The organism is Planctomycetota bacterium (assembly GCA_033763975.1).
GTDB lineage: Bacteria > Planctomycetota > Phycisphaerae > Phycisphaerales > UBA1924 > RI-211.
This window is the reverse complement of sequence record JANRJM010000004.1, coordinates 64,364-89,633: the sequence shown is the minus strand read 5'-3', so window position 1 is coordinate 89,633 and position 25,270 is coordinate 64,364. Positions and strand designations below refer to the sequence as shown.

The following is a 25,270-nucleotide window of genomic DNA, read 5'->3' as shown; positions in this document are numbered from 1 at the left end:
CTCGAGGGGCGCGGGGAAGGGGTGCACCATGGCTCTCGCCGCGATCATCACCGGAGCGGGATCGGGCATCGGGCGTCACATCGCGACGCAGTTGGCCGCGAAGGACTACCGGCTGGCGCTCGTCGGCCGGCGCGGGCCGATGCTCGAAGAGACCGCGTCGATGTGCCGGGGAGCCGGGCACGTGTGCATCGCGGCCGACCTGGAAGACCCGCGCGCCTGCGAGGGGGCGGCCGACGAAGCCGTGCGGCAGCTCGGGCGCCTCGACGCGCTGGTCAACAACGCCGGGTGGTCTCCCGCGGCGACCATCCCGCAGACGACGGTCGACATCGCGTCCCGCGTGTTCGCGATCAACGCGATCGCCCCGTGCCTGCTCATCGCGCGCGTGTGGCCGACGCTCGAGCGCCTGGCGCGCGACGAGCGCCGGGGCGGGGTCGTCGTGAACGTCTCGTCGATGGCGACGGTGGACCCCTTCCCGATGCTGTACGCCTACGCCGCGGCGAAGGCGGGCGTGAACTCGCTCGCGCGTTCGGTCGCCATTCAGGGGCGTCCGCTGGGCATCCGCGGGTTCGCGGTGGCGCCGGGCGCGGTCGAGACGGCGCTCCTGCGGACGATCGTGCCCGAGAAGGTCCTGCCCACCTCCAAGACGCTCCGCCCCGAGCGGGTCGCGAACGTCGTGGTCGAGTGCGTGCTGGGCGATCGCGACGGGCAGAACGGCGAGACGATCCTGCTGCCCAGCCCGTGAGGCGCTCGGGTGCGCGCCCCCGCGTGCCCGGGGGAGTTCATGCCGCCGCCCCGGGCCCCCGCGCGCCGTGGTACCGTTCGCCCGCATGCCCAAGCTCGAACTGCACTGGCGGATCCTGATCGCGCTCGTACTGGGCGCGCTCGTCGGCCTGGCCGTCAACCATTGGTGGACCGCCGACACCTGGCGTTCGCTGGGGGTCAACGACGGGGCCGCGTACCTCGCTGGCAAGCCCAGCGACGCGAACTCGGACGCCTCGTTCCTCGCGGGCGTGGCGCGGTTCGCGGCCCAGGGCACGGACTTCATCGGCAAGCTGTTCCTGCGCTGCCTGCGGTTCATCGCGGTGCCCATCGTGCTCTTCTCGCTCATCGCGGCGGTCGCGAGCCTCGGCGACCCGCGCAAGCTCGGTCGCGTGGGGGGCAAGACGATCGGGATCTTCCTGTTCACGGGCTTCACGTCCTCGGTGCTCGGGGTCGCGCTGGCGACGCTCCTGGCGCCCGGCACGCTCGTCGATGAGGCGCTGCGCGAGAACCTCCCGCGCGAGGCCGCGACACGGGCGGCCAGCGCCGGCGCGGGCGCGCAGGACTACAGCGCCTGGCGGATCGTGCTCGACACGATCCCCGAGAACCCGTTCAACGCCATCGCCAACGCGCAGATGCTCCAGGTCGTGGTGCTGTCGATCGTGATCGGCCTGGGCCTGACGCTCGTCGCGGAGTCCAGGTCGCGCCCCGTCATCGCGGTGCTGGAGGGCCTGGCGGAGGCGGTGCTGAAGCTGGTGCAGCTGCTCATGCACGCGGCGCCGTTCGCGGTCTTCGCGCTCATGACGACGATCATCGGCGGGCTGGGGCTGGGGGTTTTCAAGGCCCTGGCGGTGTACTGCGCGGTGGTCGTGCTGGGCCTGGGGCTGATCCTGTTCGTGCTCTACCCGACGCTCACCACGCTGCTCACGCCCCGCGACAACCGGGTGGGGTGGCGCCGGTTCTTCAGGGCGATGGCGCCCGCGCAGCTCTTCGCGTTCTCGAGCTCGTCCTCGGCCGCGACGCTCCCGGTCACGATGCAGTGCTGCCGCGAGCGCCTGGGCGCGTCCGAGGACATCACGAGCTTCGTCTGCTCGCTGGGCGTGTCGTTCAACATGGACGGGACGGCGTTGTACCAGGCGATCGTCGTGACGTTCCTCGCGCAGCTGTACGCCGTCGACATGACCTTCGCCGACACGATGACCGTGGCGCTCATGGCGGCGCTGCTGTCGATCGGCGTGCCGGGGATACCCGGCGGAAGCCTGGTCGTCATGGCGGTGGTGCTCGATTCGATCCGGGTGCCGGTCGACGGGATCGCGATCATCCTCGCGGTGGACCGCGTGCTGGACATGTGCCGCACGGTGATCAACGTCTCGGGCGACGCGATGGGCACCGCGATCGTGGCGGCGAGCGAGGGGAAGCTGCGACAGCCCGCGCTCGAGTGATCCGGGGGTTCAGCGTGCGGGGGGCACGATGCTCGCGATGTGCACGTCGCGGAGCTGGGCCTCGGGCACCGGGCTGGGCGCCCGGGTCATGAGGTCGGCCCCGATCTGCGTCTTGGGGAAGGCGATCACGTCGCGGATGTTGTCGGTCCCGACGAAGTTCATCACCAGCCGATCGAGCCCGAAGGCCACGCCCGCGTGCGGGGGCGCCCCGTACGAGAGGGCTTCCAGCAGGAACGAGAACTTCTCCCTGGCCTGCTCGGGCGTGAGCCCCAGCAGCTTGAAGACCTTGCTCTGCACCGCGCGGTCGTGGATGCGGACGCTGCCGCCCGCGATCTCCTGCCCGTTGAGCACGACGTCGTACCCCGCCGAGACGATCGCCTCGATGGTGACCTCGTCGTTCTCGTCGGCGTCGAGGAAGGCCTGCATCTGCTCGTCGGTCGGGCTGGTGAAGGGGTGGTGCATCGCGACCCACTTGCCGGTGTCCTTGTTCTTCTCGAACATGGGGAAGTCAACGACCCAGAGGAAGTTCCACGGGCCGCCCTCGGCGCCGGAGATCGGCACCACGCCCATGTCGCGCGCCACCTTCTGGCGCAGCTCGCCGATCGCCTTGGTCGCGGTCGAGTAGACGTCCGCCACGAAGAGCACCGTGTCGCCGATCTCGCACCCCAGCAGCGCCAGGAACTCGGCTTTGCGGGGCTCGAGGAACTTGGCGATGCCCGTGTCGAGCTTCGCCTGCCCGCCCTCGCCCGCGATGACCTTCACCACCGCGACCCCGCCCGCGCCGAAGCCCTTCACGAACTCGGTGTAGCCGTCGGTGATCTTGCGCGTGAGCTTCTCGGCCCCGCCCGGCACGCGGATGGCCTTGACGACGCCCCGCTTGCTGTTGAACAGCGGGCGGTCGGCGCCCTTCTCCAGCGCCGCCTTGAAGATGCCGAAGTCCACGGTCCGCGCGAAGTCCGAGATGTCGCGGATCTTCAGCCCGTACCGCGTGTCGGGGCGGTCGATGCCGTAGTCCTCCATGGCGTCGCGGTAGGTCATCCGCTGCATCGGCGGGACGTCGTACCCGGTCATCTCGCCCCAGAGGCGGCGGACGAACCCCTCGACCATCACCATGATCTGCTCGCGCCGCACGAAGCTCATCTCGAGATCGATCTGCGTGAACTCGGCCTGGCGGTCCGCGCGCGGGTCCTCGTCGCGGAAGCAGCGGCAGATCTGCATGTACCGGTCGCACCCCGCCACCATCAGGATCTGCTTGAAGAGCTGCGGGCTCTGGGGCAGCGCGTAGAAGCTCCCCGGCACGTTGCGGTTGGGCACCAGGAACTCGCGCGCCCCCTCGGGCGTGCTCTTGTACAGGATGGGCGTCTCGACCTCCAGGAACCCCTGCTCGTCGAAGTACCGCCTCGTCACCTGGTACACCTTGTGGCGCGCCTGCAAGACCCGCTGCATGCTCGGGCGGCGCAGGTCGATGTACCGGTGCGTCAGGCGGAGCTCCTCGTTGGGGAGCTTCGTCAGGTCGTCGGGCAGGAAAGGCGGGTTGTCCGTCTTGCTCAGCACCTCCAGGCGCGTCACCACGAGCTCGACCTTGCCGGTCGTCAACTTCGGGTTCTCGCCCCCGACGCGCAGGCGGACCGTGCCCTCGACGGCGATGACGTCCTCGTTGCGGAGCTTGTCGGCCGCGTCCATCATCGCCCCGTCGGTGCCGGCCTCGCGGTCGAACACGAGCTGGGTGATCCCGTACCGGTCGCGCAGGTCGATGAAGACGAGGTTCCCGTGGTCGCGGTACGAGTTCACCCAGCCGTTCAGGCGGACGGTGAGCCCGACATCGGCGTCGCGCAGCTGACCACACGTGTGCGTTCGGACAAGCATGGGCCGACTATAGCAACAGGCAATCTCGACGCAGCGAGAGCGTCTACGCCGCCCGGGCCCGCGGCACCGAGCCGCTCAGCATCGCCCCGATCGCCGCGTCGAGCAGTTCCGCCCACGCCCGCTCGACGGGAAGGGACCACGAATCCCCCGAGAGTTCGGCCATCGCCCGCAGCAGTTCGTCCCGACCGGCGCGGTAGTGCCCGGCGCGCGCCCCGGCCCGGTGCGCCCGGCGCCCCAGGTCGGCCAGCGGGCCCGCCACCTTCCCGAACCGGTCCGCGTGCTCCACCACCTGGCGCAGCGTGGCGAACCACCGGGCGTGCAGCGCCGAGGTATCCGCGGGCAGCATCGCCCGCACCTCGGGCGTCGTGTCGCCCAGCCGGCGGACCACCATCGCCACCAGCGCCGGCCCGCAGGGCTCCAGTTCCGCCAGGCTCGCCCGCACCTGTCTCCAGTCTGCCTGAGTCATCGCTCGTCCCTCGTCTCGTCGAGGGGTGGCATCGACTCCCCCGCCCTCCGGGATGACCGGGGGACACGCGGCCGGGCCCGAGCGCCCCGCAGCACGCCGTTCCTGACGGACGTGCCTGTCACGCGGGACGGGCGACGTCGAATAATCCTCCCATGACCATCGCCCGCCGCGGCGTCTTGGGCGCCCTGATCGTCCTCGCCTGCCTGGCCGGCGCGTGCGGCACGCGCCCCGCCCGCACCGATGTCGCCCCCACCCCCGCCCGCCCGCTCTCGGGCGAGTACATCGCGACGCTCCACACGACCTACGTCGGCCCGCTCCGCTTCCGCATGGCCGCCGAACCCACCCCCGACGGGTTCAAGGCCAACACCCCGCCCGGGGTCGCCTGGGACCGCATGGGCGGGCTCGAACGCCTGCTCGGGCCGGTGGTCGCTCCCTACCTCTTCCCTCGCGGCATGATCCTCACCTGGGAATCGGAGCTCCCCACCGACGACGGGCCCGGCCAGGGCTCCATCGGCGTGGGCACCATGGACGTCATGCGCATCCGCACCCGCATGACCTCGATGACCGAGCCCATCGAGGTCCGCTTCCGTGACGGACGCCTCATCGCCCTGCTCACCCTCGAGCGCGAGCCCGCGTCGTGGTCGCCCCCGGACTACCCCGCCCTCGCCGCGAGCATCCGCGAGGCCATGCCCGCGACGCTGTTCAACCCCTCCCTCGCGCGCGGCGCGCAGGTCCGTCGCTACCTCGCCGACCTCGAGCAGTCCGCCGCCCTGGCGCGCGACGACGCCGAGTTCCTGTTCGGGGCGTTTTTCGCGGCCCGGGCCAACCTCAAGATCACCGCGCCCCTGATGTACCCGCGCGACGACGCGCTGTCCCGTGCGCTCTTCGCGGGGCGGGCGGCCACGCCCCAGCCGTACCGCGTCGTGCACGACCCCGCCACCGGCATCTGCACCGTGCAGTTCGACGCGTTCATCGACGACGCGCTGGTCGATCGCGCGTTCCTCGCCGCACTCGCCCCTGCCCCCAAGGCGGTCATCCTGGACCTGCGCAGTTGCAGCGGCGTGGACCTGTCGTCGCTGCGGGCCGCCTCGTGGCTCATCGGCGAGCCCCTCGACGCGGGCGTGTACTTCTCGGGCGCGGCCCGGGATCAGACGCTGGACGAGCGCGGGCGCACGGCCGGATCGATCACGTTCGGCCCGACCGACGCCTCGCCCGATCTCACGGCGCGCCTCGAAACGATGGGGGCCGCCCGCATCACGGTGCAGCCCCGCGAGGGCGCGTTCACCGGGCCGCTCGTGGTGCTGACGTCGTCGCGGACGAGTTCGACGGGCGAGTCGCTGGCGATCGCGCTGGGCGCGTCGCGGGCGATGAAGGTCATCGGGGAGCGCACCGCGGGCAAGCCGCTGCTGGCGCGCGAGGCGGACCTGGGGCAGGGCTGGGCGCTGCGGGTGGCGGGGTACGACTATCTCTCGCCCGACGGCGAGTCGTACACGGGCAACGGCTATTCGCCCGACATCCGCACGTCGCGCGAGGTCGCCCCCCGCCGGGCGACGGGCGTTCTGCGGGCGGCGCTGGGCCTGCCCGAGCAGCCGGACGAGCCCGACACCGGTAGGCCCGGCCCGAGCGAGGTTGGCCCGAGCCGGGCCGGCGCGGCCTCTACAGCAGGAACGCCCTGACCAGCGCGTCGCCGATGCCGACGAGCGCCGCCCCCGCGATGATGCCAGCGCAGATCGGCTCGTGAGTCTTGATCCAGAGCAGGTTCCCCGTCGATTCGGGCTTGCTGTGGTACATGCGGTGGGTCGCCCAGAAGAACATCGCGCCGCAGAACATCGCGAACGACGACTCCGGGGGCACCACCACGCCCAGGCCGATGGCCAGCGGGCTGATCGGGAAACGACCCTTCGACATGGTCCGGATGATCTCGAAGACCAGCCCGGCGACCGCCGCGATGATCATCGACGTGATGATCGAGGGCGTGAGCAGCGTGCCCGTGCCCTCGCCGAAGATGCTGGTGACCAGGTCCGACACACCCTTCCACTGCACCGCGGAGGGGAACGAGAACGTGTCGGAGACCATCTTCTCCTGGATGTTGTCGCCCGGCTCGTACTTGGGCAGGAAGAGCGCGTAGAACAGGGGCGTGGAGGCCAGCGCGCCGGCGATGATGCCGATGCAGTGCCCGATCGCCTGCTGGCGGGGCTTGGCGCCGAGCATGTAGCCCGGCTTGATGTCCATGAGCAGGTTGCTCGCGTTGCTGGCCACCTCGACGCACATGACGCCCGTCATGAGGTTCGTGGGCGGGTGCTTGGGATCGGCGGCGCCGAAGACGAACTGCGGGATCTTGGAGAGCGAGCCCGTCGGCGTGATGCCCGTCATGGCGGTGCTGCTCGCCGCGATGAGCGTGAGGACGATGATGAGCGGGATGGAGAGCGCCCCCAGCCACCACGACACGCCGAACCAGTCGTGCGCCATCCACACGCCCACTCCCCCCACGATCGGCACGCCCACGTACGACACGCGCGAGGGGAGCTCGATGTGCGCCAGCACGTCCGTCGTGCGCTTTGCCTTGCCGGTCAGGCCCTTGAACGCCTCGATGAACACCTGCGGCTTGGCGAACAGCGACACCATGCTCGCGACCACCATGATGGTGATACCCCACCACAGCGACCAGTTGTTGAGGATGTGCGCCCGCCCGAAGACCGCGTCCCCCGCCTCCACGCTGCCCGACCTGGGCTGGATCTCGCCCAGCTTGATCATGAGCGGCGCGACGATCACGAAGTTGATGAACGCCCCGATCAGCATGCTCGACGCCGAGCGGATGCCCATCAGCCCGCCCGCCCCGATCATCGCCAGGTCCAGCGCGGGGTTGATCGCGAGCTGCTTGAACGTCACGTTCGCGATGCGGGGCTCGGCGTTGGTCTTGGCCATCCACGCGTACAGGAAGTCGAGGTTGTGCGGCAAGACGAGCGCACGCTCGAGCCCCATCCACTTCTCCTGGATGAGCTTCATCGTGCTCTCGCCCGAGATGAACGAGATGAACCCCGCGAGCCCCGCGGCGATGCCCAGCGCCTTGGCCTTGAAGAGCCCGACCTTGGCGTCGGCGGTGTAGAGGGTGTCGAGCACCACGCCGCACGCGCGCCCCTCGGGGAAGGGCTGCTGCTCGTCGTTGATGAACCGGCGCTTCATCGGGAACGCGACGAGCACGCCCAGCAGCGAGAGCACGACCATGAAGACCATGAGCTTGGGCCAGGGGATCGTCTCGTTCTGCACCCACATGTACGCGGCGATGCCCGAGATGAGCGGGCCGGTCATGTACCCCGCGGCGGTCGCGATCGACTGCGTGCAGTTGTTCTCGAGGATCGTCATGTCGCGCATCCCGACGCGCGACAGCACCTTGAACATCGCGAACGACAGGATCACGCTCGTCAGCCCGACGCCCAGCGTCCAGCCCGTCCGCGCGCCCACGTACAGATTGGTCGCGGACAGCACCCCGCCGAGCACGAACCCCACGCACGCCGAACGGAGCGTCAACTGGAGCATGTCGCCCCGGTAGACGTTCTCCAGCCACCACCGGTCTTTCTGCTCGCGCGTCCAGGTGCGGACTTGTTCTTCGCTTAACTGCTGGATTGCCATGCGCGAAACCTTACCACAGGTCGAGTCGTCCGTCGATCCGGCCGACCGGCCCGCGCCGTGCGAACGCCCGCGGTACCGAGCCCCGGGACGCCCAGCATTCGGATGCCTCGCCCTTACACCTCGACGACCATCGCCACCGCGTTGCCCCCGCCCAGGCACAGGGCCGCCACGCCGCGCTTCCCGCCGGTGCGGTGCAACTGGTGGATGAGCGTCGTCAGCACGCGGGCGCCCGAGCAGCCGATGGGGTGCCCGAGCGCGACGGCCCCGCCGCAGATGTTCACCTTGTCCTCGGGGATGCCACCCTCCTTCATGTTCTGAAGGGTCTGCGCGGCGAAGGCCTCGTTGAGTTCGAAGAGGTCGATGTCTCCGACCTTGAGCCCGGCCTTGGCGATGACCGCGGGCACGGCGAGCGCGGGCGCGCGGAAGATGTCCTTGGGCGCGACGCCCGAGGTGTGGTACGCGAGGATCCGCGCGATCGGCTTCATGCCCAGCGCCTCGGCGCGGGCCATGCTGGCGACGGCGAGGGCGGCGGCGCCGTCGGAGATCTGGCTCGCGTTGCCGGCGGTGACGGTGCCGTCCTTGGCGTCGAAGACCGGGCGGAGCTTGGCGAGTGATTCGGTCGTGCTCTCCGCGCGGATGCCCTCGTCGGCGCTCACGCCGGGAGACTTCTTGTCGAGGCACTGCTCGCCCGTGAGCGCCACGAGCTCGCCCTTGAACCAGCCGTTCTTGGTGGCCTCGGCGGCGCGCTGGTGGCTGCGGGCGCTCCAGCGGTCCTGGTCGGCGCGGCTCACGTCGTACGCCTTGGCGATGTGGTCGGCGGCGTTGCCCATCGCCCAGCACTCGAACGCGCAGCGCAGCCCGTCGTACTGCATGTGGTCCTCGAACTGCACGGGCCCGAACTTCGGCGCGCCCGCGCCGTCGCGGATGCGGGCGAAGTACGGCGCCTGCGTCATGCTCTCGAACCCGCCCGCGATCACGAGGCTCGCGTCGCCGGCCTTGATGGCGCCGGCGGCCTGCATGACGGCCTGGAGGCCCGAGCCGCAGACCTTGTTGATCGTGACGCACGACTGCGTGTCGGGCATGCCCGCCTTGAGGGCCGCCTGGCGCGCGGGGTTCTGCCCGAGTCCGGCCTGCAGCACGCAGCCCATGATGACCTCGTCGACGGCGCCCTTCTCGGCCTCGCGCTTCAGCGTCGGCTGCTCGGCGAAGAGCCCGCCGATGGCGTACGAGCCCAGCACGGGCGACGGGACGCGGCTCAGCCCGCCGAAGAACCGGCCGATGGGCGTGCGTTTGGCCGCGAGGATTACCGGGATGGTCATGGGCAGCACTCCTGAAAGGGGAGTGTAGGTCGGGGCTCATTTTCGGGCGATCTCGAAACCGCGTGCGCGGCACACCGAACAACGGGACATGGATCCCGGCCCGGATGTGCTCGCGCCTGCCGTATCGCCCCGCGCGGGGCGGGCGGGGCGCCTCGCCAAGTGGGTTGAGTTCATCGCGCTCTTCGCGGTGCTGCCGGGGGTGCTCGCCGCGGGGAGTGTGAAGGCCCTGTGGCTGATGCTCTTCGGCGGAGCCGCGGTGTGTCTCACGCTGCTGCTCACGGACCCGACGTTCGACCGGCGTCAACTCTGGAACGCCCGGGCGGTGCCCGGACGCATCGGGCGGGTGCTGGGGCTGTGGTCGCTGGGCGTGCTCGTGCTCGGGGCGATCGTGCTGATCTTCCAGCCCGGGTGGTTCCTGGCGTTCCCGCGCGAGCGCCCCGCGCTGTGGGCCGCGGTGATGCTGCTGTACCCGATGCTCTCGGTGTTCCCGCAGACGATCGTGTTCCGCACGTTCATCATGCACCGCTACCGGACCATCTTCCCGTCGGACGGCGCGATGCTGTGGGCGAGCGCGCTCGCGTTCGCGTGGGGGCACATCATTTTCCGCAATGAGGTGGCGCTCACGCTCACGCTGGCCGGCGGGCTGATTTTCTCGTACACGTATCAGCAGTCGAGGTCGACCCTGCTGTCGGCGATCGAGCACGCGCTGTACGGGTGCGCGGTCTTCACGCTGGGCCTGGGGCGCCCGCTGTACATGGGCGCGAACTGACCGGCCGCCCGGCGCGGGGCCCGGCCCCCGACCTGCGGACATACCCTGCCTGCCCCGAAAGGAGGCGTCATGTCCGACCCGTTCGTCACCCTCCCCGCCGACACCAACCAGGCGCAGGGACTCGCGCGGTACGCCATCGAGTTCATGTCCGACGACCCCGCGCTGGCGGGCGAGCCGGGCGAGGCGGTGCTGGAGCGCACCGCGCTCTTCTTCACCGACGCCTGCCTGTGCGGGGTCTCGGCGATCGCGCTGGGCACCAACGCGCCGGTGCTGCTGCGCGACGAGGCGCACCTCTACCCCACGCCCCCGTCGGGCACGGGCACGCTCGCGGGCGTGCGCTGGGCGAAGGGGTGCGTCCGGTCGGGCGTGCCCACGTTCGGCTCGCGGACGGACGTGCAGGTCGAGAAGGCGATCGCCGCGAACTGTGCCGCGGTGCGCGAGTGGGACAGCAACGGGACGAACTTCGGGTTCAACCCCGCGCGCGGGCACACCGCCGGCGAGTTCGGGCACAACGACTTCTACAGCGTCGCCCTCGCGGCGGCCCAGCTGCGCGGGATGGACGGGGCCTTCGCCCTGCGGGGCATGGTGCTGCTCGACGAGATCCGCGGGCGCCTGGCCGAGGTCTTCTCGCTCAAGTCGTACAAGATCGACCACGTGCTGCACGGGGCGATCGCGTCGGCGGCGACCTTCGGGGCGATGCTCGGCGCGACCGAGGACCAGATCGAGAGCGCGATCGGCATGGTCGTGGCGCACCATATCCCCTTCCGCGCGATCCGCGCGGGCAAGCAGCTCTCCGACAGCAAGGGCGCGAGCGCCGCGATCAGCACCGAGGCGGCGATCGTCGCGGTGCGCCGGTCGATGATGGGCTTCCTGGGCCCGCGCGACATCTTCCGCAACCCGGAGGCGGTCTTCCGCCTGTTCGAAGGGCCCGGGCAGTTGTTCCGCAAGGTGGAGTCGGCGGGGACGGGCATCCCCGCGCACCGCGAGGGGAACGCGTACGCGTCGCCGTTCGACCTGCACCTGGGCCGCGCGGGCGACGACTTCGCGGTGATGGGCATGCACTTCAAGCTCGGGCTCTACGAGCACCAGTCGGCGGGGGCGCTGCAGGGGCTCATCAACCTGCTCGCGCGTCACCCGCACCTGCTCGAGGACCAGACGGGCGACTGCATCCGCTCGATCGTCGTGCGCGCGTACGAGCCGGCGTTCGGCATCATCGGCGACCCGGCGAAGCGCGACCCCAAGACCCGCCAGTCCGCGGACCACTCGATGCTGTACCTGGTGTGCACGATGCTGCGCAAGGCCCTGGAACTTCGGGCGGCCCGGCGCGACTTCGCGCCGTCGTGGAAGGACCTCATGCTCCTGCCGCACGACTTCGGCCCGCGCGCCCTCAAAGACCCCCTCACGCGCGAGCTGATGGGGAAGATGTCCTTCGAGCACGGCGGCGCCGACTACGACGCGAAGTACCCCGACGGGATCCCGACGTCGATGGTCATCACCGACGAGGAGGGCGAGGCGTTCGACTCCGGGCTGGTGATGTACCCCGGCGGGCACGCGCGCAACGACCTCGGGCCCGACAAGATCGACCTGCACGACATCCTGTCCCACAAGTTCGAGCGCCTCGCCGGGCTGGCGACGGACGAGCCCCGCACGCTCATCGATAGATTCACCGCGCTGCCCAAGGCCGGCGCGGGCGAGGTCGCGCGGCTCATGGACTTCGCGCTCAACCCCGGCGCGCGGTTCGACTGAGCGACGTGACGGCGTGGCGACCCGACGGCTTGGCGCCTTGGCGACGGACGCCCCCCCCGCTACGGTTCTCCGCCATGCGTCCGACGCCGATGCCGCGCGTGCTGTGGGTGCTCCTGGGCGCGGTGCTCGCGCTCGCGTCGGGATGCCGCTCGTCGTACACACGCCTGGTAGACGAGGACTCCATCGGCTCGCTCGCGACGCTGAAGGACGGGTACGTTCGGGCGGCCCGCCGCACCTCGCTCGTGCCGACATCAGGCGTGAGCGGCGCGCCGCTGCGCGTCGCGCTGCACGCGCTGGGCCCGGGCGACCGTTCCACGCTGGTGGTGGCGCTGCACGGGGTGTTCGCCGATTCGGACGCGTGGCGCTTCGTGGCGGGCGACCTGGCCGGCGACCATGACCTGCTCCTCATCGACCTGCCCGGGTGCGGCGCGAGCGACAAGCCCGACCCCGCGGAGGTGCCCGAGACGACCTACACCCTGGCCGACACGACCCGTCGCGTGATGGAGGCGCTGCAACTACACCTGCGCGAGCGCGCCGGGCCGACGCCCCGCGTGGTGCTTCTCGCGCACTCCTACGGCGGGGCGGTGGCCATCCGCATGTTCGGCGACCCCGCGCTGCGCCGGGACTTCCCCGATGTCGTTGCGGCGGTCGAGTCGCTCGCCCTCGTCGCGCCCCTGGACGTCGCGGTCGAGAAGATGCACCCCCTGCTGCTCGAGCTGTCGCGGGTCTCGGGCGTGGAGGTCTGGAGCGCGCGCCGGCTCGGCCTGCTGCGCGAGCGGGTCGCGTCGGGCATGCTCGACAGCTCGTTCCACCCGCACCGGGCGCTCCGCCAAGAGGCGGACACGAAGATCCGCGTGCTCTCCGACGAAGCCTCCCGGCGCTCGATGCAGGCGATGCTCAACCGCGCGGTGCCCTCGCGCGGGATGCGCCCCGACTGGGAGCGCATCGACCCCATCGTCGCGTCGTACCGGCGCGTGGATCGGCCGACGCTCATCATCTGGGGCGTGCACGACGAGGTGCTCCCCGTCTCGATGGGGTACAAGCTCGCCGCCCAGCTCCCCGCGGCCCGCCTCGTCACCGTCGGCGGCGCCATGCACTCGCTCCCCCTCGAGCAGCCCGAGCTGGTCGCGACGCTCGTCCGCGAGTTCCTCGCGGGAAGCACCATCGGCCGGGCCGTGCCCGCGCCCGTCGAGATCCCCGCCCCGTGAACCCGCGCCGCGACGAGCCCGCGCCGCTCGCCCTCCTCGCGCGGCGTCTCCGCGACGCGCGGCGCGTCGTCGCCATCACCGGCGCGGGCGTCTCGGCCGAGTCCGGCCTGCGGACCTTCCGCGGCGCCACCGTCGCCGATCTGCCCGCCGACATGCAGGCCCTGTGGAAGGAGTTCGACCCCGCCTCGCTCGCCACGCCCGAGGCGTTCGACGCCAACCCCGCGATGGTCACGAAGTGGTACGACTGGCGGCGCCTCGGCTGCCTGGCGGCGGAGCCCAACCCCGGGCACGCGGCACTGGCCGAACTCGAACACCAGTTGCACGCCCGGGGCGGAACGCTCACGCTGCTCACGCAGAACGTCGACCGCCTGCATCAGCGGGCCGGCAGCACGAACGTCGTGGAACTGCACGGCTCCATCATCGACTGGCGCTGCACCCGCACAGGCCGGCGCGTCACGCCCGACGCCGCGCCCATGCCCGCGTTTCCGCCGCCGTCGCCGTTTGACCCCGCGGGGCTGCTGCGCCCGGACGTCGTGTGGTTCGGCGAGGCGCTGCCCGAGGACGCGCTCACCCGCGCGGGCGAGGCGGCGGTCGAGTGCGACGTGTTTCTCTCGCTGGGGACGAGCGCCGTCGTGTACCCGGCCGCGGCGTTCAGCCGCCTCGCGTCGTCGCACGGCGCGTTCACCGGCGAGATCAACCTGGAAGCGACGCCGATCTCGAACTCGGTCGACGTGTCGATCCGCGCGCGCACGGGCGACGCGCTGCCGCGAGTCGTGGAACTGGCGTTCGGCGAGGGCTAGCCGGGCGGGTCGCGCCGAGGGGGGCATTCCCAGGGCGTGCCGGGCGTGTAGCCGATGAGGTCGTACAACGCGGCCCGGGTCTGCATGTCGTTGAGCAGACCCTGCGCCGAGCCGTCGCGTTTCAGCGTCTCGAGCGCCCGCGTCACCGCGCCCATCGCGACGCGCAGCAGCGTGACGGGGTAGATCACGATCGAGTATCCCATCGACGCGAACTGCGAGAGCGGGATGATCGGCGTCTTGCCGAACTCGGTCATGTTCGCGAGCACGTACGGGCCCGTTCGCCCGGCGGGGCCCCGAAGCCGTCGCATCGCCTCGGCGAATCGCGCGAACTCCGACGCGTCGGCCAGCCCCTCGGGGAAGATCATGTCCGCGCCGGCCCGGACGTACTCGCCCGCACGCGCGATCGCGGCGTCGAGCCCCTCCACCCCCCGCGCATCGGTGCGGGCGCACACGACGAACCCGGGATCGACGTCGTCGCGCGCCCGGGCGGCCCACTCCACCTTCTCAGCCATGTGGTCGACGGGCACCAGTTCCTTGCCGTCGAGGTGCCCGCACCGCTTCGGGAACTTCTGGTCCTCGAGGTGCAGCCCCGCGCCCCCGGCGCGCGCGTATTCGATCACCGTCCGGCGGACCATCTCCGCCTCGCCGAACCCGGTGTCGGCGTCGGCAAGGACGGGCAGCCCGCTCGCGTCCGACGCCTCTCGGATCGCCCGCGCGAAGTGCTCGAGCGTCAGCAGCCCCACGTCCGGCACGCCGGCCGAGACGCTCGTCGCGGCTCCCGAGATGTAGCACGCGTCGAACCCGGCGCGGGCGATCGCCCGGGCGGCGAGCGCGTTGAACGCGCCGGGCGCGGCGACGCACCCGGCATCCATGAGCGAGCGCAGGCGGTGCCCGGGCGTCGCGACCTCGTGCTGTGGGTTGGGCATGCGCGATGGTACCGCCGGCAACCCGGGGCCGAGAGCCCGGGGCCGGGGAAGCACCCCGTCGGCCGGGAGGGCTCAGCGGGCGCGGTAGTACTCGCGGGCCGCCGCCCGCTGCTGGGGCGTCAGCAGCGCGAAGATCCGGCGGAAGCGCTCGGCCCGGGCGCGAGCGTCGGGCTCCTTCAGCGGGTTCCCGCTCGCCGCGTCCTGCGCGATCGCCCGGATCTTGCTCTCCTGCTCGGCCGTCGCGTTGATGGCCTTGAGGAACGCGTCCATCTGCCCCTGCTTTTCGGCCGCGTTGCTCGCGAGCGAACGCCCGATCTCCTTGAGCAGCAGATGCGTCTCGACCCGGCGTCGGGTGAACTCCGCGCCCACCGCAGCGTCGCGGGGCGTGCCCCGGCCGGCAGGGCCTCGCTCGGGCAGCGAGCGGGCCAGGGCCGCCTCGTACTCGCCCAGGAGTCGCGTGAACTCCGCCCGGTTGGGCTCGGAGAGCACCTCGCCCAGTCGCGAGGCGAGCGAGGGCTCGAGGAGCGACGCCGCGACCTCGCGCGCCTGCATCACGGCGGCGAGAGACTCGCGCGGGTTGCCGCCGCGCAGCGTGCCCTGCAAGCCCAGGAACACTTCCAGGTTGTCGTACAGCACGCGCGAGACTTCCGCTTCGCGCTCGGCGAGCACGCGCTGCACGTCGGCCTTCTCACGCTCCGAGAGTTCGAGCAGATCGATGGCCTCGGCCTCCGGGCGCCGCTCGGTCTCGATCAGTTTGCCCGCCAGGTCGTTCTTCACCAGCGTGCGGGGCGCCTCCTGCGAGACGACTTTGGGACCGCCCAGCGGGTGCGCCTGCTCGGCGGGGGCGTCGGCGGCGGGAGGCGCCGCGGCCGGCTGCGGGGCCTGGCCGGAGGCCATGCCGCCCGTGGCCCCGCCCGAGGCGATCATCAACCCGAGAATCAAACCGCGTGTGCGCATGTTCCGTGCCATAGAACCCCCTCGCGTTGCGTGTCGGCACGTGCGAAACGCCGTACCCACGGGGATATTGCCGTGGCCGGGGGCGAACAACTTACCGGAGCGTGACACGCCGCCCGCGCGGCGCGCGGTATCGTCCGGCAGGTTCGCACAGGAGGCTCTCCCATGTCGACTCGCCAGATGCTCGTGCTCGTGCTGTTCGCGATGGTGCTGCTCGTCTCCGCGGCGTCCAAGCCCGGCGTTCAGCCCGGCGCGGAGACCCCGCCGGTGCTGGGCCTGGCCGGCTCCTTCAGCAAGGTCGACGTGCGTCGGGCCGAACTCGTGACCGACGCGGCACGCTGGGAGGCGGTGTGGAAGGAGCACGCGGGCGACGCGATCGAGAAGACGGCGCATGGGTTCGACATCGTGCCGCAGGTCGACTTCGCGCGGTACGCGGTCCTCTGCCTGTTCGACGGCGCGAGCACGAACACGAGCGGGCTGGAGGTGCTCTCCACGACGCCCGGGCCGGTGATGGTGCGCGTCGGCTTCGTGCGACAGTCGTTCCAGACCGCGTCGGCCCTCGGCGGGGGCGGGGGCGGGGGCGTCGCGACGCGCGCGTACGGCTTTGCGATCATCCCGCGACCCGCGGCGGACGTCGTCGTCGAGGAAAAGACCTACGCCCTCAAGAACGCGGCCCCTACGTGGGTCGAGCGGTTCCGCCTCCCCGCGCCCGCGGCCCCGCGCGGGCCGGGCAAGTAGCCAGCGTCCGGGGTGGAACCCCCGCGCCCGCGCTCCGAACAATGCGCGACGCACTCCGGGGAGACCCCGGCGCGTTGGGGAGCACACGGCATGAGCGCGGACGTGATCGACCATCGGATCGAGGGCGAGGACCTGCAGGCGGTGATCGTGACGCTCGACCCGGGCGAGGCGGTCGTGGCCGAGGCCGGGGCGATGATGTACATGCAGGACGGGATCGAGATGGGCACGTCCCTCTCGATGAAGAAGGACGGGGGCGGGATCTTCGGGCGTCTGTTCGAGGCCGGCAAGCGCCTGGTGACCGGCGACTCGTTCTTCATCACGTTCTTCACGAACAACGGGCGTGCGCGGGCCGACGTCGGGTTCGCCGCGCCCTACCCGGGCAAGATCGTGCCGGTCGAACTCGCGGACTACGGCGGGACGCTCACGTGCCAGAAGGACTCGTTCCTCTGCGCCGCACGGGGCGTAGAGATCGACATCGCCTTCTCCAAGCGCATCGGCGCGGGGCTCTTCGGGGGCGAGGGGTTCATCCTGCAGAAGCTCACGGCGCCCGGCGGGCGCGGGACGGCCTTCCTGCACGCCGGCGGCACGGTCATCCAGTACACGCTGCGTCCGGGCGAGTCGCTCCGCGTCGACACCGGCTGCCTCGTGGCGTTCCAGCCCGGCGTCGACTACGACATCCAGATGGTCCCGGGCATCAAGAACAAGCTCTTCGGGGGGGAGGGGCTGTTCTATGTTCACCTCACCGGCCCCGGCACGGTGTGGCTCCAAACCCTGCCCTTCTCGCGCATGGCCGACCGCATCCTGGCGGCGACCCGCGGCGGGAAGGAAGAGGGCTCCATCCTCGGCGGCATCGGACGCGTGCTCGACGGCGACAACGCCTAGCGCCCGCCCCGCTCCCCGACCGAGCGGTCCCCCGCGCGAGAGACGGCGCGGGACGCCCTGCTATCCTCCCGACTTCCACGCAGCACAAAGGGAGCGCCATGACGCAGGCAGCCGCGGACGCAGCATTCTCGAAGGGCCTCGAGGGGATCATCGCGGGCGAGACCGCCGTCTGCTCGATCGAGCAGGGCGGGCTCTGGTACCGCGGGTACGAGATCCACGACCTGGCCAGGAACGCGACCTTCGAGCAGGTCGCGTTCCTCCTGCTCGAGGGGCGCAAGCCCACCGACGCCGAGCTGCGCCGCTTCACCGCCGAGATCGTCGCCGAGCGCCCGCTGCACCCGAGCGTCACGGCGTTCATCGAGTCCGTCGGCGGGTATCTCGCCTCGGGGCGCGCGGTGCCGATGGACGTGCTGCGCACGGCGGTGTCGATCCTCGGGCACACCGACCCGGACGCGCAGAACAACGCCGCGGACGCGAACCTGCGCAAGGCCAAGCGCCTGCTCGCCAAGATCCCCACGATCATCGGGCACATGCAGAACGTGATCGACGGGCGGGCCATCATCGGGCGCGAGCAGGGGGGCGACCCCGCCCTCTCGCACGCGGCGAACATCCTGTACCTCATGAGCGGGCAGCGCCCCAGCGCGGAGTACGCACGCGTCATCGACGCCTCGCTCATCCTCTACGCCGAGCACGACTTCAACGCGAGCACGTTCACATCGCGCGTCATCGCCGGCACCCTGAGCGACATGCACGGGGCGGTCACCGGCGCGATCGCGGCGCTGAAGGGCCCGCTGCACGGCGGGGCGAACGAGGCCGCCATGGAGATGCTCAAGGAAATCATGCACGACGTCGGCGAAGCCGGCATCGGCACCGACAAGGTCGATCAGTGGATGCAGCGCGCGTTCGACACCAAGCGCAAGCTCATGGGCTTCGGGCACCGCGTGTACAAGAACGGCGACCACCGCGCCCCGATCCTGCACGCCATGGGGCGGGCCGTCGCCGAGAAGGACACCGGCGCGCCCGGCGGTCACGGCGCGCTGCAGTGGTTCCGCCTGGGCGAGCAGGTCCAGAAGATCATGCTCGACAAGAAGAACATCCACCCGAACGTCGACTTCCCCTGCGGGCTCACCTACTTCACGATGGGCATCCCCGTGCCGCAGTACACGCCGATCTTCGTCGCCAGCCGCATCACCGGCTGGGCGGCCCACGTGCTCGAGCAGCACGCGAACAACCGGCTCATCCGCCCCCTGAGCAAGTACACGGGCGAAGCGCCCCGGAAGTGGAACGGCTGAGGCGCGTCGCCCGCTAGCCCCGGCCCTCGACCGCCAGCAGCGCCCGCTTGACCAGCGACCGCACGCCCACCGCGCGCACCAGCGCGTCGGCCCGGTCGGCCAGGCGGTAGCGCAGGTGTGATCGCACCACCTCCGCGGCGGTCGTCGCGGCGTCCATCGAGGGCACCGTCTCGCGCAGCCCCAGCACGATGCGCGCCGTGCGCGACGGCGATGGCGACAGCCCCGCGTGGCGCGCCATCACCGCCGAGCGCAGCACAAAGTCCTCGCGGGGCGTCAGCGAGTTGAACAGCGAGCCCGGGCGCATCCGGTGCCAGATCAGCGGCTCGGGCAGAATCTCCGCGCGGTACCCGTGCCCCGCCAGGCGGCAGCAGATTTCCCAGTCTTCGTACGTGTGCAGCGTCTCGTCGTACCCGCCGATGGCGAGCATCGCATCGCGCCGGACCATGATCATCGCCGACGACGCCACGTTCGCCGCCGGGATGATCTCGCGCGCCAGGCCCAACGGCACGAAGAGCACCTCCGGACGCGCGGGCGACTCGGTGAAGCACGCCATGTGCGTCGAGACGAGGGCCGCGCCCGGCGACAACGCCGCCGCCCGCAGGCACGCCTCGATGAACGTGGGCGCCAGCAGGTCGTCGGCGTCGAGCGTGACGACCCAGTCGCCGCTGGCGGCGTGGATCCCCGCGTTGCGCGCGCCCGGCAGGCCCCGGTTCTCCTGGCGCACCACGCGGCAGCCTTTCGCCTCGGCCCCGCGCAGCACGTCGATCGTGTGCGGATCGGTCGAGCCGTCGTCCACGAGCACGACCTCGTCGGCCCGGCGGGTCTGCGCTTGCACCGACGCGAGCGTCTCGGGCAGCGTCGCGCCGAGGTTGTACACGGGGATGACCACGCTCACGCGCTCGGCCGGGCGAGGATGCGCCGACGAAGCCCCGCTGTTCGCCACGGGTTGCGGCGTCGTGATCAAGGCCGGGCGTGCGGCGAGCAGCGCCGCCGCGTGCCCCTCGGCCGCACGGCGCGGGTCGCACACTTCGCGTACGCGCTCGCGGGCGGCCTCGCCCAGGCGTGTGCGCAGCGCCCGGTCGGCGAGCGCGCGTCCCAGCACCTGCGCGAGGTGCGGGGCGTCGCCCGCGCGGGCGAGCAGGCCCGAACGCCCGTCCTCGATCACCTCGCGCATGCCCCCACCGTCGGACGACACGACGCACGCCCCCTGCGCCATCGCCTCCAGGCACGCGTTGGGGAAGTTGTCCCAGCGCGCCGGGAAGCAGCACACCGCGGCCCGGCGCACGAGATCGAACAACTCGGCCCGCGGGCGGTTGTCCTCGAAGATGAACCGCTCGCGCGGCGCACGCCCCACGACGCGCGACTGCAGGTGCGCACGCATCGGGCGCCCCGCCGGCCCGCAGTCGGTATCGACGCCGACGATGCGCACGCGCAGGTCTACGCCCGATTCGAGCAGGATCTTCGCCGCCCGGATCAGCACGTCCGGCCCCTTGCGGGTCTCGAGCCTCCCGAAGAACAGCACCTCGGGCGTGCCCGTGCCGTCGTGCGCGCAGGGCGCGCCGGGAAGTTCCATCGGGTTGTGCACGACGGCGAGACGGGCGGGGTCGATGGCGTCGCCGAAACCCTCCAGGTTCTGCAGCGCGTCGACGATCGCCCGCGACGGCGCGAGCAGCACGTCGGCGTGGCGGATCGACTCGGCCTCCATGTGCGCGATCATCGCGATGTCGAGCGGGTACGAGTGCTGGGCGTTGATCGAGCGCAGCAGCCCGATTGGGCTGTGCAGCACGACGCCCATGCGGACGCCGGCGTACGCCCCGCCGAGCCGCCTCGCCTGCAGCGCCATGTACGCGTCGCCGTAAAAGTCGTTGAACTCGATGGCGTCGAAGCGGAACTGGTCGTGCAGGCGCGCGAGCCGCCGGTGCACGACGATCGGCCGACGCGTGCACTCCGCGGGGCACTGCGCGAGCGCCTGCCCGAACTCCTCGGACGTCAGGATGTGCGTGCGCACCCCGGGGAACTCGCGCGCGGCGCCACCACGGAGCCCGGGCATGTCATCGACCAGCAGATGAACCTCGTGCCCCGCGTCGTGCAGCGCCCTCGCGAGCAGGGCGGTGGTCGTCCCAACACCCCAGCCCCGGAACGGCGCCAGCTCGCTCGTCACCAAGCAGACGCGCATGGACGCCATCGTAGCGGATGGTGCGGGCCTCCGGGCGATGTCACCCGCGCCGCCTCGCACGCAGCAGTTCGGCGTACAGACGCTCCAGTTCCGCCGCGTGCTCGCCCATGCCCTTGGGCGGCCGCACGCCCCCCCGCAGGCGGTCGACCAGACCGGGCTCGCGGCCGAGCCGCGCCAACGCCGCGGCCAGGGCCCCCGCGTCGTTCCCGCGAAAGAGCAGGGCGTCGACCCCGTCGCGGACCATGTCCGGCACGCCCCCCACCGCCGCGCCGACGACCGCCAGCCCGCAGGCCTGGAACTCCAGCACGGTCTGCGGCCCGTTGTCCCACCACACGCTGGGAACCACGCCGACCTCGCGATCCCGCAGCAGGTCGGGGATCTCGTCGTACCGGTACCCGTGCTCGACCGACAGCCGCGCGAGGCGCGCCCGCAGCCGGCGCAGCGCGGGCTCGATCGGTTCGACCGCCTTGGCCGACACGAGCAGGTCGATCTCGCCCAGCACGCCCGCGTCGCAACGTTCGAGCGCGTCGACCAGGCAGTGCAGCCCCTTGTAGAAGTTGTGATACCCCAGGAACGCCAGCCGAACCGGGCCCGGCCTTCGGGGACGAACCTCCCCGCCCGCGTGCAGGCCCGCGGCCCGGGCCAGGTCGCCCATTCTCGTTCCGATCGGCATCGTGCGCAGCACCCCGCCCGGCACGCCCAGCGCCTCGAACTTCGCACGCACGAAGGGCGAGACGCCCAGCACCGCGTCGCACGACGCGAGCGCCCCCACCATCGCGCGCCGGCGCGCCCCGTACACGTTCTCGGTGCCGGGGTCCCATGGGTCCGGGGTGGGCGTGTTGTCGAGCGGCTCGCGTTCGCCCGGGAGGGGCGGTTCCGCCGCAGGGGCGAGGTGCGGTGCGGGCGCGATCGCCGCGTCGACATCGGCGAGCACCGCCGTCGGTCGCCCCGGCAGTGGCTGCGCGACCGGCTCGGGGGGCGGGATGAACACCCCCCACGCCCGCCGCGGCTTGGCGGGCTCGGGCGCCGGCGCGGGCGCGTGGCGCTCGCGCACGCCGGCCCGGATAAGGCGTTCCTCGGCCGGGTCGCAGACGTCGGCGCACCCGACGCACGCCTGCCCGCCCCGGAAGTTCCGGCAGGGCACGCGCCCCCGCTGCATGAGGTACACCTGGGGGCACACGGTGTGGTAGTTGTGCAGCGAGAACACCACGCAGCCGGCGCCGACGGCGCGCCGCATGGCGTCGACGCTCGCCGCCGACAGTCCCTCGATGTTCTGGAAGTGCACGACGTCCGGGGCGAGCAGCCCGACGAAGCGGGCGAGTTCGCGTTCGAGTTCGGGCGACGCGATCTCGGCCTCGGGGCGGCGGGCCTGGCAGGGCCCGGGCGCGATGACGGGCGAGTTCACCACGTCGAAGACGCGCACGCCCCGGAAGTCGTCCAGGCGTCGGACTTCGCACGGGCCCGTGCCGTTCCCGCGCCGCGTGTACGTGACGCCCGACGAGAGGTAGGCGACCTCGTGCCCGCGCCCGACGAGTTCGAGGGCGAGCTGCTGGCAATAGCCGTTGACCCCCCCGCCGTCGAGCGGCCCGTCCGGCAGCCGTGCCCAGTTCACGAGCAGCACCCGCATGCGGGCCGACTATAGAGACGGGGACGGAAGTTCGAAACGCAAGGCCCCGCCGTCCGATGAAAGAGCATCCATGGTCACCATCCGCTGCGACAAGTGCGATCAGAGCATCCCGGTCGAGACGCCCCTGGCGGGGCTGAAGGTGACCTGCCCGCACTGCGGGGACGTGAACGTGCTGCGGAGCATCACGCCCGCCGCCCCCGTCGACCGCGCGCAGGAGGCCGGCCTGCCCCCCGCCTCGGGCCCCGAGGTGGACGTCCGCGTGGTGCGCCCCTCGCTGTGGCGATCGCGCCCGTTCAGCTTCCTGCTCGCCCTGCTCATGCTGCTGAGCGGGGGGGTGCTGACGGTCGTCTTCCTGGTGTCCGCCGCGATCCCGCTGGCGATCGGCGCGGCTCTGATCGCTCTGCTGGGGTTGGCGGCCCTGGTCTACTGGTGGGTGCTCAGCCTGAACGAGGGGCTGAAGATCACCTCACGCCGGCTGATCGACAGCGAGGGCATCCTGAGCCGCTCAACCAGCGAGATCCTGCACTCCGATATCAAGAACATCCAGATCCGCCAGACGTTCTGGGAACGGATCCTGGGCGTGGGAACGCTGGCGATCTCGAGCGCCGCGGAGAACGAGGACGAGATCGAGATGCGGGGGATCCCGCACCCCGACGAGGTTCGCCGCGTGATCGACTTGTATCGATCTCGCTAGCACGGGTATCATCGCCCCGACGGGCGAAGGCCCACAGAGGAGCGGCACGCGTGACGTGGATGCACCGGGTTCGGCGACGGGCGTTGTGGATCGTGGTGGGCGTGGGCGTCACCGCCCTCGGCGTCATCGCCATGTCCACCATCCCCGTGTGGCCGGTCCTGGGCGTCGCCGTCGCCACCCTCGCGATCGCGCTGGGATCCATCACGCGGTCGGTCTCGCCCAACACCTGCCTGGGCTGCGGGCACAACCTCGCGGGAACCCCCGCGGGCGAGCACGGGCGCATCTGCCCGACCTGCGGGTCGCTCAACGAGCGCCTCGTGGGCGATCTCACGGCCGAATCGGACCGGGCCTGACCGGGCCTGACCGAGCCTGACCGGGCCTGACGCGTCCCGCACGCGCCAGCCGACGCACCCTTTCCCGCGGCCCGAGCGCGATCGCCGCCGCGCCGGGGACTGGCCCGCGCGCGGCGGTTCTGCGATGTCATGGCGGCGCGGGCCGCGCGGCAGGCCCGCCGATCACGCCGGCATGTTCTGCTCGCGCATGAGCTTGTTGAACTCTTCGGCGGGCATCTCGGTGATGGTCGCCTTGTTCAGCAGCATGTCGAGGGTCTTCTGCTCGCGGATCTGCTCGTAGACGTGGGCGAGCTGCCCGTTCTGCACGAGCTCCGCGCGCAGGGCCTCGGGGCGGACGTTGCGCTGGAACGCCATCTGCGCGATGCGCTGGCTCGCCTCGACGTCGTGCACGCTGACGCGCAGTTCCTCGGCGATGCGGTGCAGGATGAAGAACACCTTGAGCTCGCGGGCGGCGTCGCCCGCCGAGGCGGCCCGCAGCGAGGCCATGTGCTCCTCGATCTTCTGCGCGTCCACGCCCCGGTACATGAGCTCCATGCGCCGTCGGGCCAGGTTGCGGTGCGCCTGCTGGGCCGTCAGCCGCTTGGGCAGTTCCATCGTCGTGTGCTCGAGCAGGTGCTTCACGACCTGCTGGTGCATGACGGTCGACTGCTGGATGCGGACGCGCTCGTCCATGCGCGAGCGGATGCGCTCGCGGAGCGACGACTCGTCCTCGAACCCGTACTGCGCGAGGATCTGCGACATCGGCGCGGGGATGATGCGGTCCACCCGCTCGACGTGGAACGTGATGGTGAGCGCCGCGTTGCGGATCCCTTCCACCTCGTGGTTCTCGGGGCCCTTGGACTTGACCGTGAAGTCGTCGCCCGGGGCGGGCGTGCCGAGCTGCGCGTCGAAATCGTCGACCATGATCCCCAGGATCATGCCCTTGCCGCCCGCGGCGGGCAGGGGCTTCTGCACGACGGCGCCCTTCAGGTTGTAGAACTCCGTGCCCTTGTCGTCGGTCATCACCGCGTGCCCGGTGATGTAGTCGCCCGCCTCGGCCCGCTCGCGGGTCTCGAGCGTGCCGTCGTTGATCGCGAGCTTGTCCAGCTCCTGCTGCACCATCTCGTCGGTGATGTTCGTCGTCGGCTTGCGCACCGGGATGGCGTCGAACGAGGGGAGCTGGAACTCCGGCACCACCTCGACCTCCACCTCGAACGCGAAGGGCTTGCCCTCCTCGACGTCGGCCTCGCGCAGCGAGTCCGACGTGGGGTGGGCCACCAGGCGCAGCTTGGCCTGCTCCACCGCCTCGTTGAGCGCCTGCGTCACGAGCTCGGTCTTCGCCTCCTTGCGGAGGGTCGCGCCGAAGCGCTTCTCGATGAGCCAGCGCGGGACGCGCCCCTTGCGGAACCCGGGGAGTTGGGCCTCGACGCTCAGCGTGTCCAGCGAGCCGCGGAGCTTCTCCGTCACCGTCGCCGCGGGGATCTCGATCGACACGCGCTTCGCGCACGGACCCGCGTCCGTTATGGTCACCTTGTTCTGCTGCTCTTCCACGGCGGCTTCGGACATGGTCTTCTCCAACGCTCTCACCCGCGTGCCGACGTGACAGACTGCCTCGTCCGGGCGGAAAGGAAGTGTACACCGCGC

At 71.4% G+C, this 25,270-nt stretch carries 21 protein-coding genes; 12 read left to right on the top strand and 9 right to left on the bottom strand.

All coding sequences use genetic code 11. The annotated features are described in order from the left end of the window. Positions 1-28: 28 nt before the first annotated feature. Together SFY69_03235 and SFY69_03230 are read left to right on the top strand one after the other, a co-directional pair. Positions 29-742 carry an SDR family oxidoreductase gene (locus tag SFY69_03235; GenBank protein MDX2131052.1) on the top strand — a complete coding sequence of 238 codons (714 nt, stop codon included), beginning with the start codon at positions 29-31 and terminating at the stop codon, positions 740-742. Between the two features lie 85 nt (positions 743-827). Further along, positions 828-2,201: a dicarboxylate/amino acid:cation symporter gene (locus tag SFY69_03230; protein MDX2131051.1), complete on the top strand. Its 1,374-nt coding sequence runs from the start codon at positions 828-830 to the stop codon at positions 2,199-2,201. 9 nt (positions 2,202-2,210) lie between these two features. Here the strand turns inward: SFY69_03230 and aspS are convergent, their stop codons facing one another. Both aspS and SFY69_03220 read right to left on the bottom strand, forming a co-directional pair. Next, entirely contained in the window at positions 2,211-4,067 is a 1,857-nt protein-coding gene (gene aspS / locus SFY69_03225; protein MDX2131050.1) for an aspartate--tRNA ligase, read from the bottom strand. A gap of 43 nt (positions 4,068-4,110) precedes the next feature. Next, positions 4,111-4,533: a globin domain-containing protein gene (locus SFY69_03220; protein ID MDX2131049.1), complete on the bottom strand. Its 423-nt coding sequence runs from the start codon at positions 4,531-4,533 to the stop codon at positions 4,111-4,113. Positions 4,534-4,685: 152 nt separating this feature from the next. Between SFY69_03220 and SFY69_03215 the strand changes: the two genes are divergently transcribed. After that, positions 4,686-6,209, top strand: coding sequence for a S41 family peptidase (locus SFY69_03215; GenBank protein ID MDX2131048.1), 1,524 nt, complete (start codon positions 4,686-4,688; stop codon positions 6,207-6,209). Here the strand turns inward: SFY69_03215 and SFY69_03210 are convergent. Beyond that, on the bottom strand, positions 6,190-8,163 hold the full coding sequence (locus SFY69_03210; GenBank protein MDX2131047.1) for an OPT/YSL family transporter: 1,974 nt from the start codon (positions 8,161-8,163) through the stop codon (positions 6,190-6,192). The two genes, SFY69_03215 and SFY69_03210, sit on opposite strands and share 20 nt — an antisense overlap. Before the next feature lie 113 nt (positions 8,164-8,276). Further along, positions 8,277-9,482: a thiolase family protein gene (locus SFY69_03205; protein ID MDX2131046.1), complete on the bottom strand. Its 1,206-nt coding sequence runs from the start codon at positions 9,480-9,482 to the stop codon at positions 8,277-8,279. 88 nt (positions 9,483-9,570) lie between these two features. Between SFY69_03205 and SFY69_03200 the strand changes: the two genes are divergently transcribed. The 4 genes from SFY69_03200 to SFY69_03185 all read left to right on the top strand — a co-directional run bounded on the left by SFY69_03200 (position 9,571) and on the right by SFY69_03185 (position 14,005). Next, positions 9,571-10,251 (top strand): CPBP family intramembrane glutamic endopeptidase, encoded by a 681-nt coding sequence (locus tag SFY69_03200; GenBank protein MDX2131045.1) that lies wholly within the window; start codon positions 9,571-9,573, stop codon positions 10,249-10,251. Between the two features lie 69 nt (positions 10,252-10,320). Next, the gene (locus tag SFY69_03195; protein ID MDX2131044.1) at positions 10,321-11,997 is read left to right on the top strand and encodes an MmgE/PrpD family protein; all 1,677 of its coding nucleotides are present in this window, start codon (positions 10,321-10,323) and stop codon (positions 11,995-11,997) included. A gap of 74 nt (positions 11,998-12,071) precedes the next feature. After that, a complete protein-coding gene (locus SFY69_03190) occupies positions 12,072-13,205 on the top strand; it encodes an alpha/beta hydrolase (GenBank protein ID MDX2131043.1) in 1,134 nt (377 codons plus the stop codon). Then, a complete protein-coding gene (locus SFY69_03185; protein ID MDX2131042.1) occupies positions 13,202-14,005 on the top strand; it encodes an NAD-dependent deacylase in 804 nt (267 codons plus the stop codon). Before SFY69_03190 ends, SFY69_03185 begins: the two co-directional genes overlap by 4 nt. Here the strand turns inward: SFY69_03185 and SFY69_03180 are convergent. Beyond that, a complete protein-coding gene (locus tag SFY69_03180; GenBank protein MDX2131041.1) occupies positions 14,002-14,931 on the bottom strand; it encodes an isocitrate lyase/phosphoenolpyruvate mutase family protein in 930 nt (309 codons plus the stop codon). The genes SFY69_03185 and SFY69_03180 overlap by 4 nt on opposite strands. 72 nt (positions 14,932-15,003) lie before the next feature. Next, the gene (locus SFY69_03175) at positions 15,004-15,888 is read right to left on the bottom strand and encodes a hypothetical protein (GenBank protein MDX2131040.1); all 885 of its coding nucleotides are present in this window, start codon (positions 15,886-15,888) and stop codon (positions 15,004-15,006) included. A gap of 162 nt (positions 15,889-16,050) precedes the next feature. Between SFY69_03175 and SFY69_03170 the strand changes: the two genes are divergently transcribed. From SFY69_03170 to SFY69_03160, 3 genes are all read left to right on the top strand, one after another. After that, positions 16,051-16,623 (top strand): hypothetical protein, encoded by a 573-nt coding sequence (locus tag SFY69_03170; GenBank protein MDX2131039.1) that lies wholly within the window; start codon positions 16,051-16,053, stop codon positions 16,621-16,623. Positions 16,624-16,713: 90 nt separating this feature from the next. Continuing rightward, positions 16,714-17,505 (top strand): TIGR00266 family protein, encoded by a 792-nt coding sequence (locus tag SFY69_03165; GenBank protein ID MDX2131038.1) that lies wholly within the window; start codon positions 16,714-16,716, stop codon positions 17,503-17,505. 98 nt (positions 17,506-17,603) lie between these two features. After that, the gene (locus SFY69_03160) at positions 17,604-18,797 is read left to right on the top strand and encodes a citrate/2-methylcitrate synthase (protein ID MDX2131037.1); all 1,194 of its coding nucleotides are present in this window, start codon (positions 17,604-17,606) and stop codon (positions 18,795-18,797) included. A 13-nt stretch (positions 18,798-18,810) separates the two neighbouring features. Here SFY69_03160 and SFY69_03155 read toward each other — a convergent pair whose 3' ends face one another. Together SFY69_03155 and SFY69_03150 are read right to left on the bottom strand one after the other, a co-directional pair. Next, positions 18,811-20,973 (bottom strand): glycosyltransferase, encoded by a 2,163-nt coding sequence (locus tag SFY69_03155; protein ID MDX2131036.1) that lies wholly within the window; start codon positions 20,971-20,973, stop codon positions 18,811-18,813. A gap of 40 nt (positions 20,974-21,013) precedes the next feature. Then, positions 21,014-22,600, bottom strand: a complete 1,587-nt coding sequence (locus SFY69_03150; protein ID MDX2131035.1) for a glycosyltransferase — start codon at positions 22,598-22,600, stop codon at positions 21,014-21,016. Positions 22,601-22,670: 70 nt separating this feature from the next. Between SFY69_03150 and SFY69_03145 the strand changes: the two genes are divergently transcribed. Both SFY69_03145 and SFY69_03140 read left to right on the top strand, forming a co-directional pair. Then, the gene (locus tag SFY69_03145) at positions 22,671-23,294 is read left to right on the top strand and encodes a PH domain-containing protein (GenBank protein ID MDX2131034.1); all 624 of its coding nucleotides are present in this window, start codon (positions 22,671-22,673) and stop codon (positions 23,292-23,294) included. A gap of 50 nt (positions 23,295-23,344) precedes the next feature. Then, a complete protein-coding gene (locus SFY69_03140) occupies positions 23,345-23,647 on the top strand; it encodes a hypothetical protein (protein ID MDX2131033.1) in 303 nt (100 codons plus the stop codon). Positions 23,648-23,809: 162 nt separating this feature from the next. On the opposite strand, the gene tig is transcribed toward SFY69_03140, so the two are convergent. Further along, positions 23,810-25,192 (bottom strand): trigger factor, encoded by a 1,383-nt coding sequence (gene tig, locus SFY69_03135; protein ID MDX2131032.1) that lies wholly within the window; start codon positions 25,190-25,192, stop codon positions 23,810-23,812. Between the last annotated feature and the right edge of the window lie 78 nt (positions 25,193-25,270).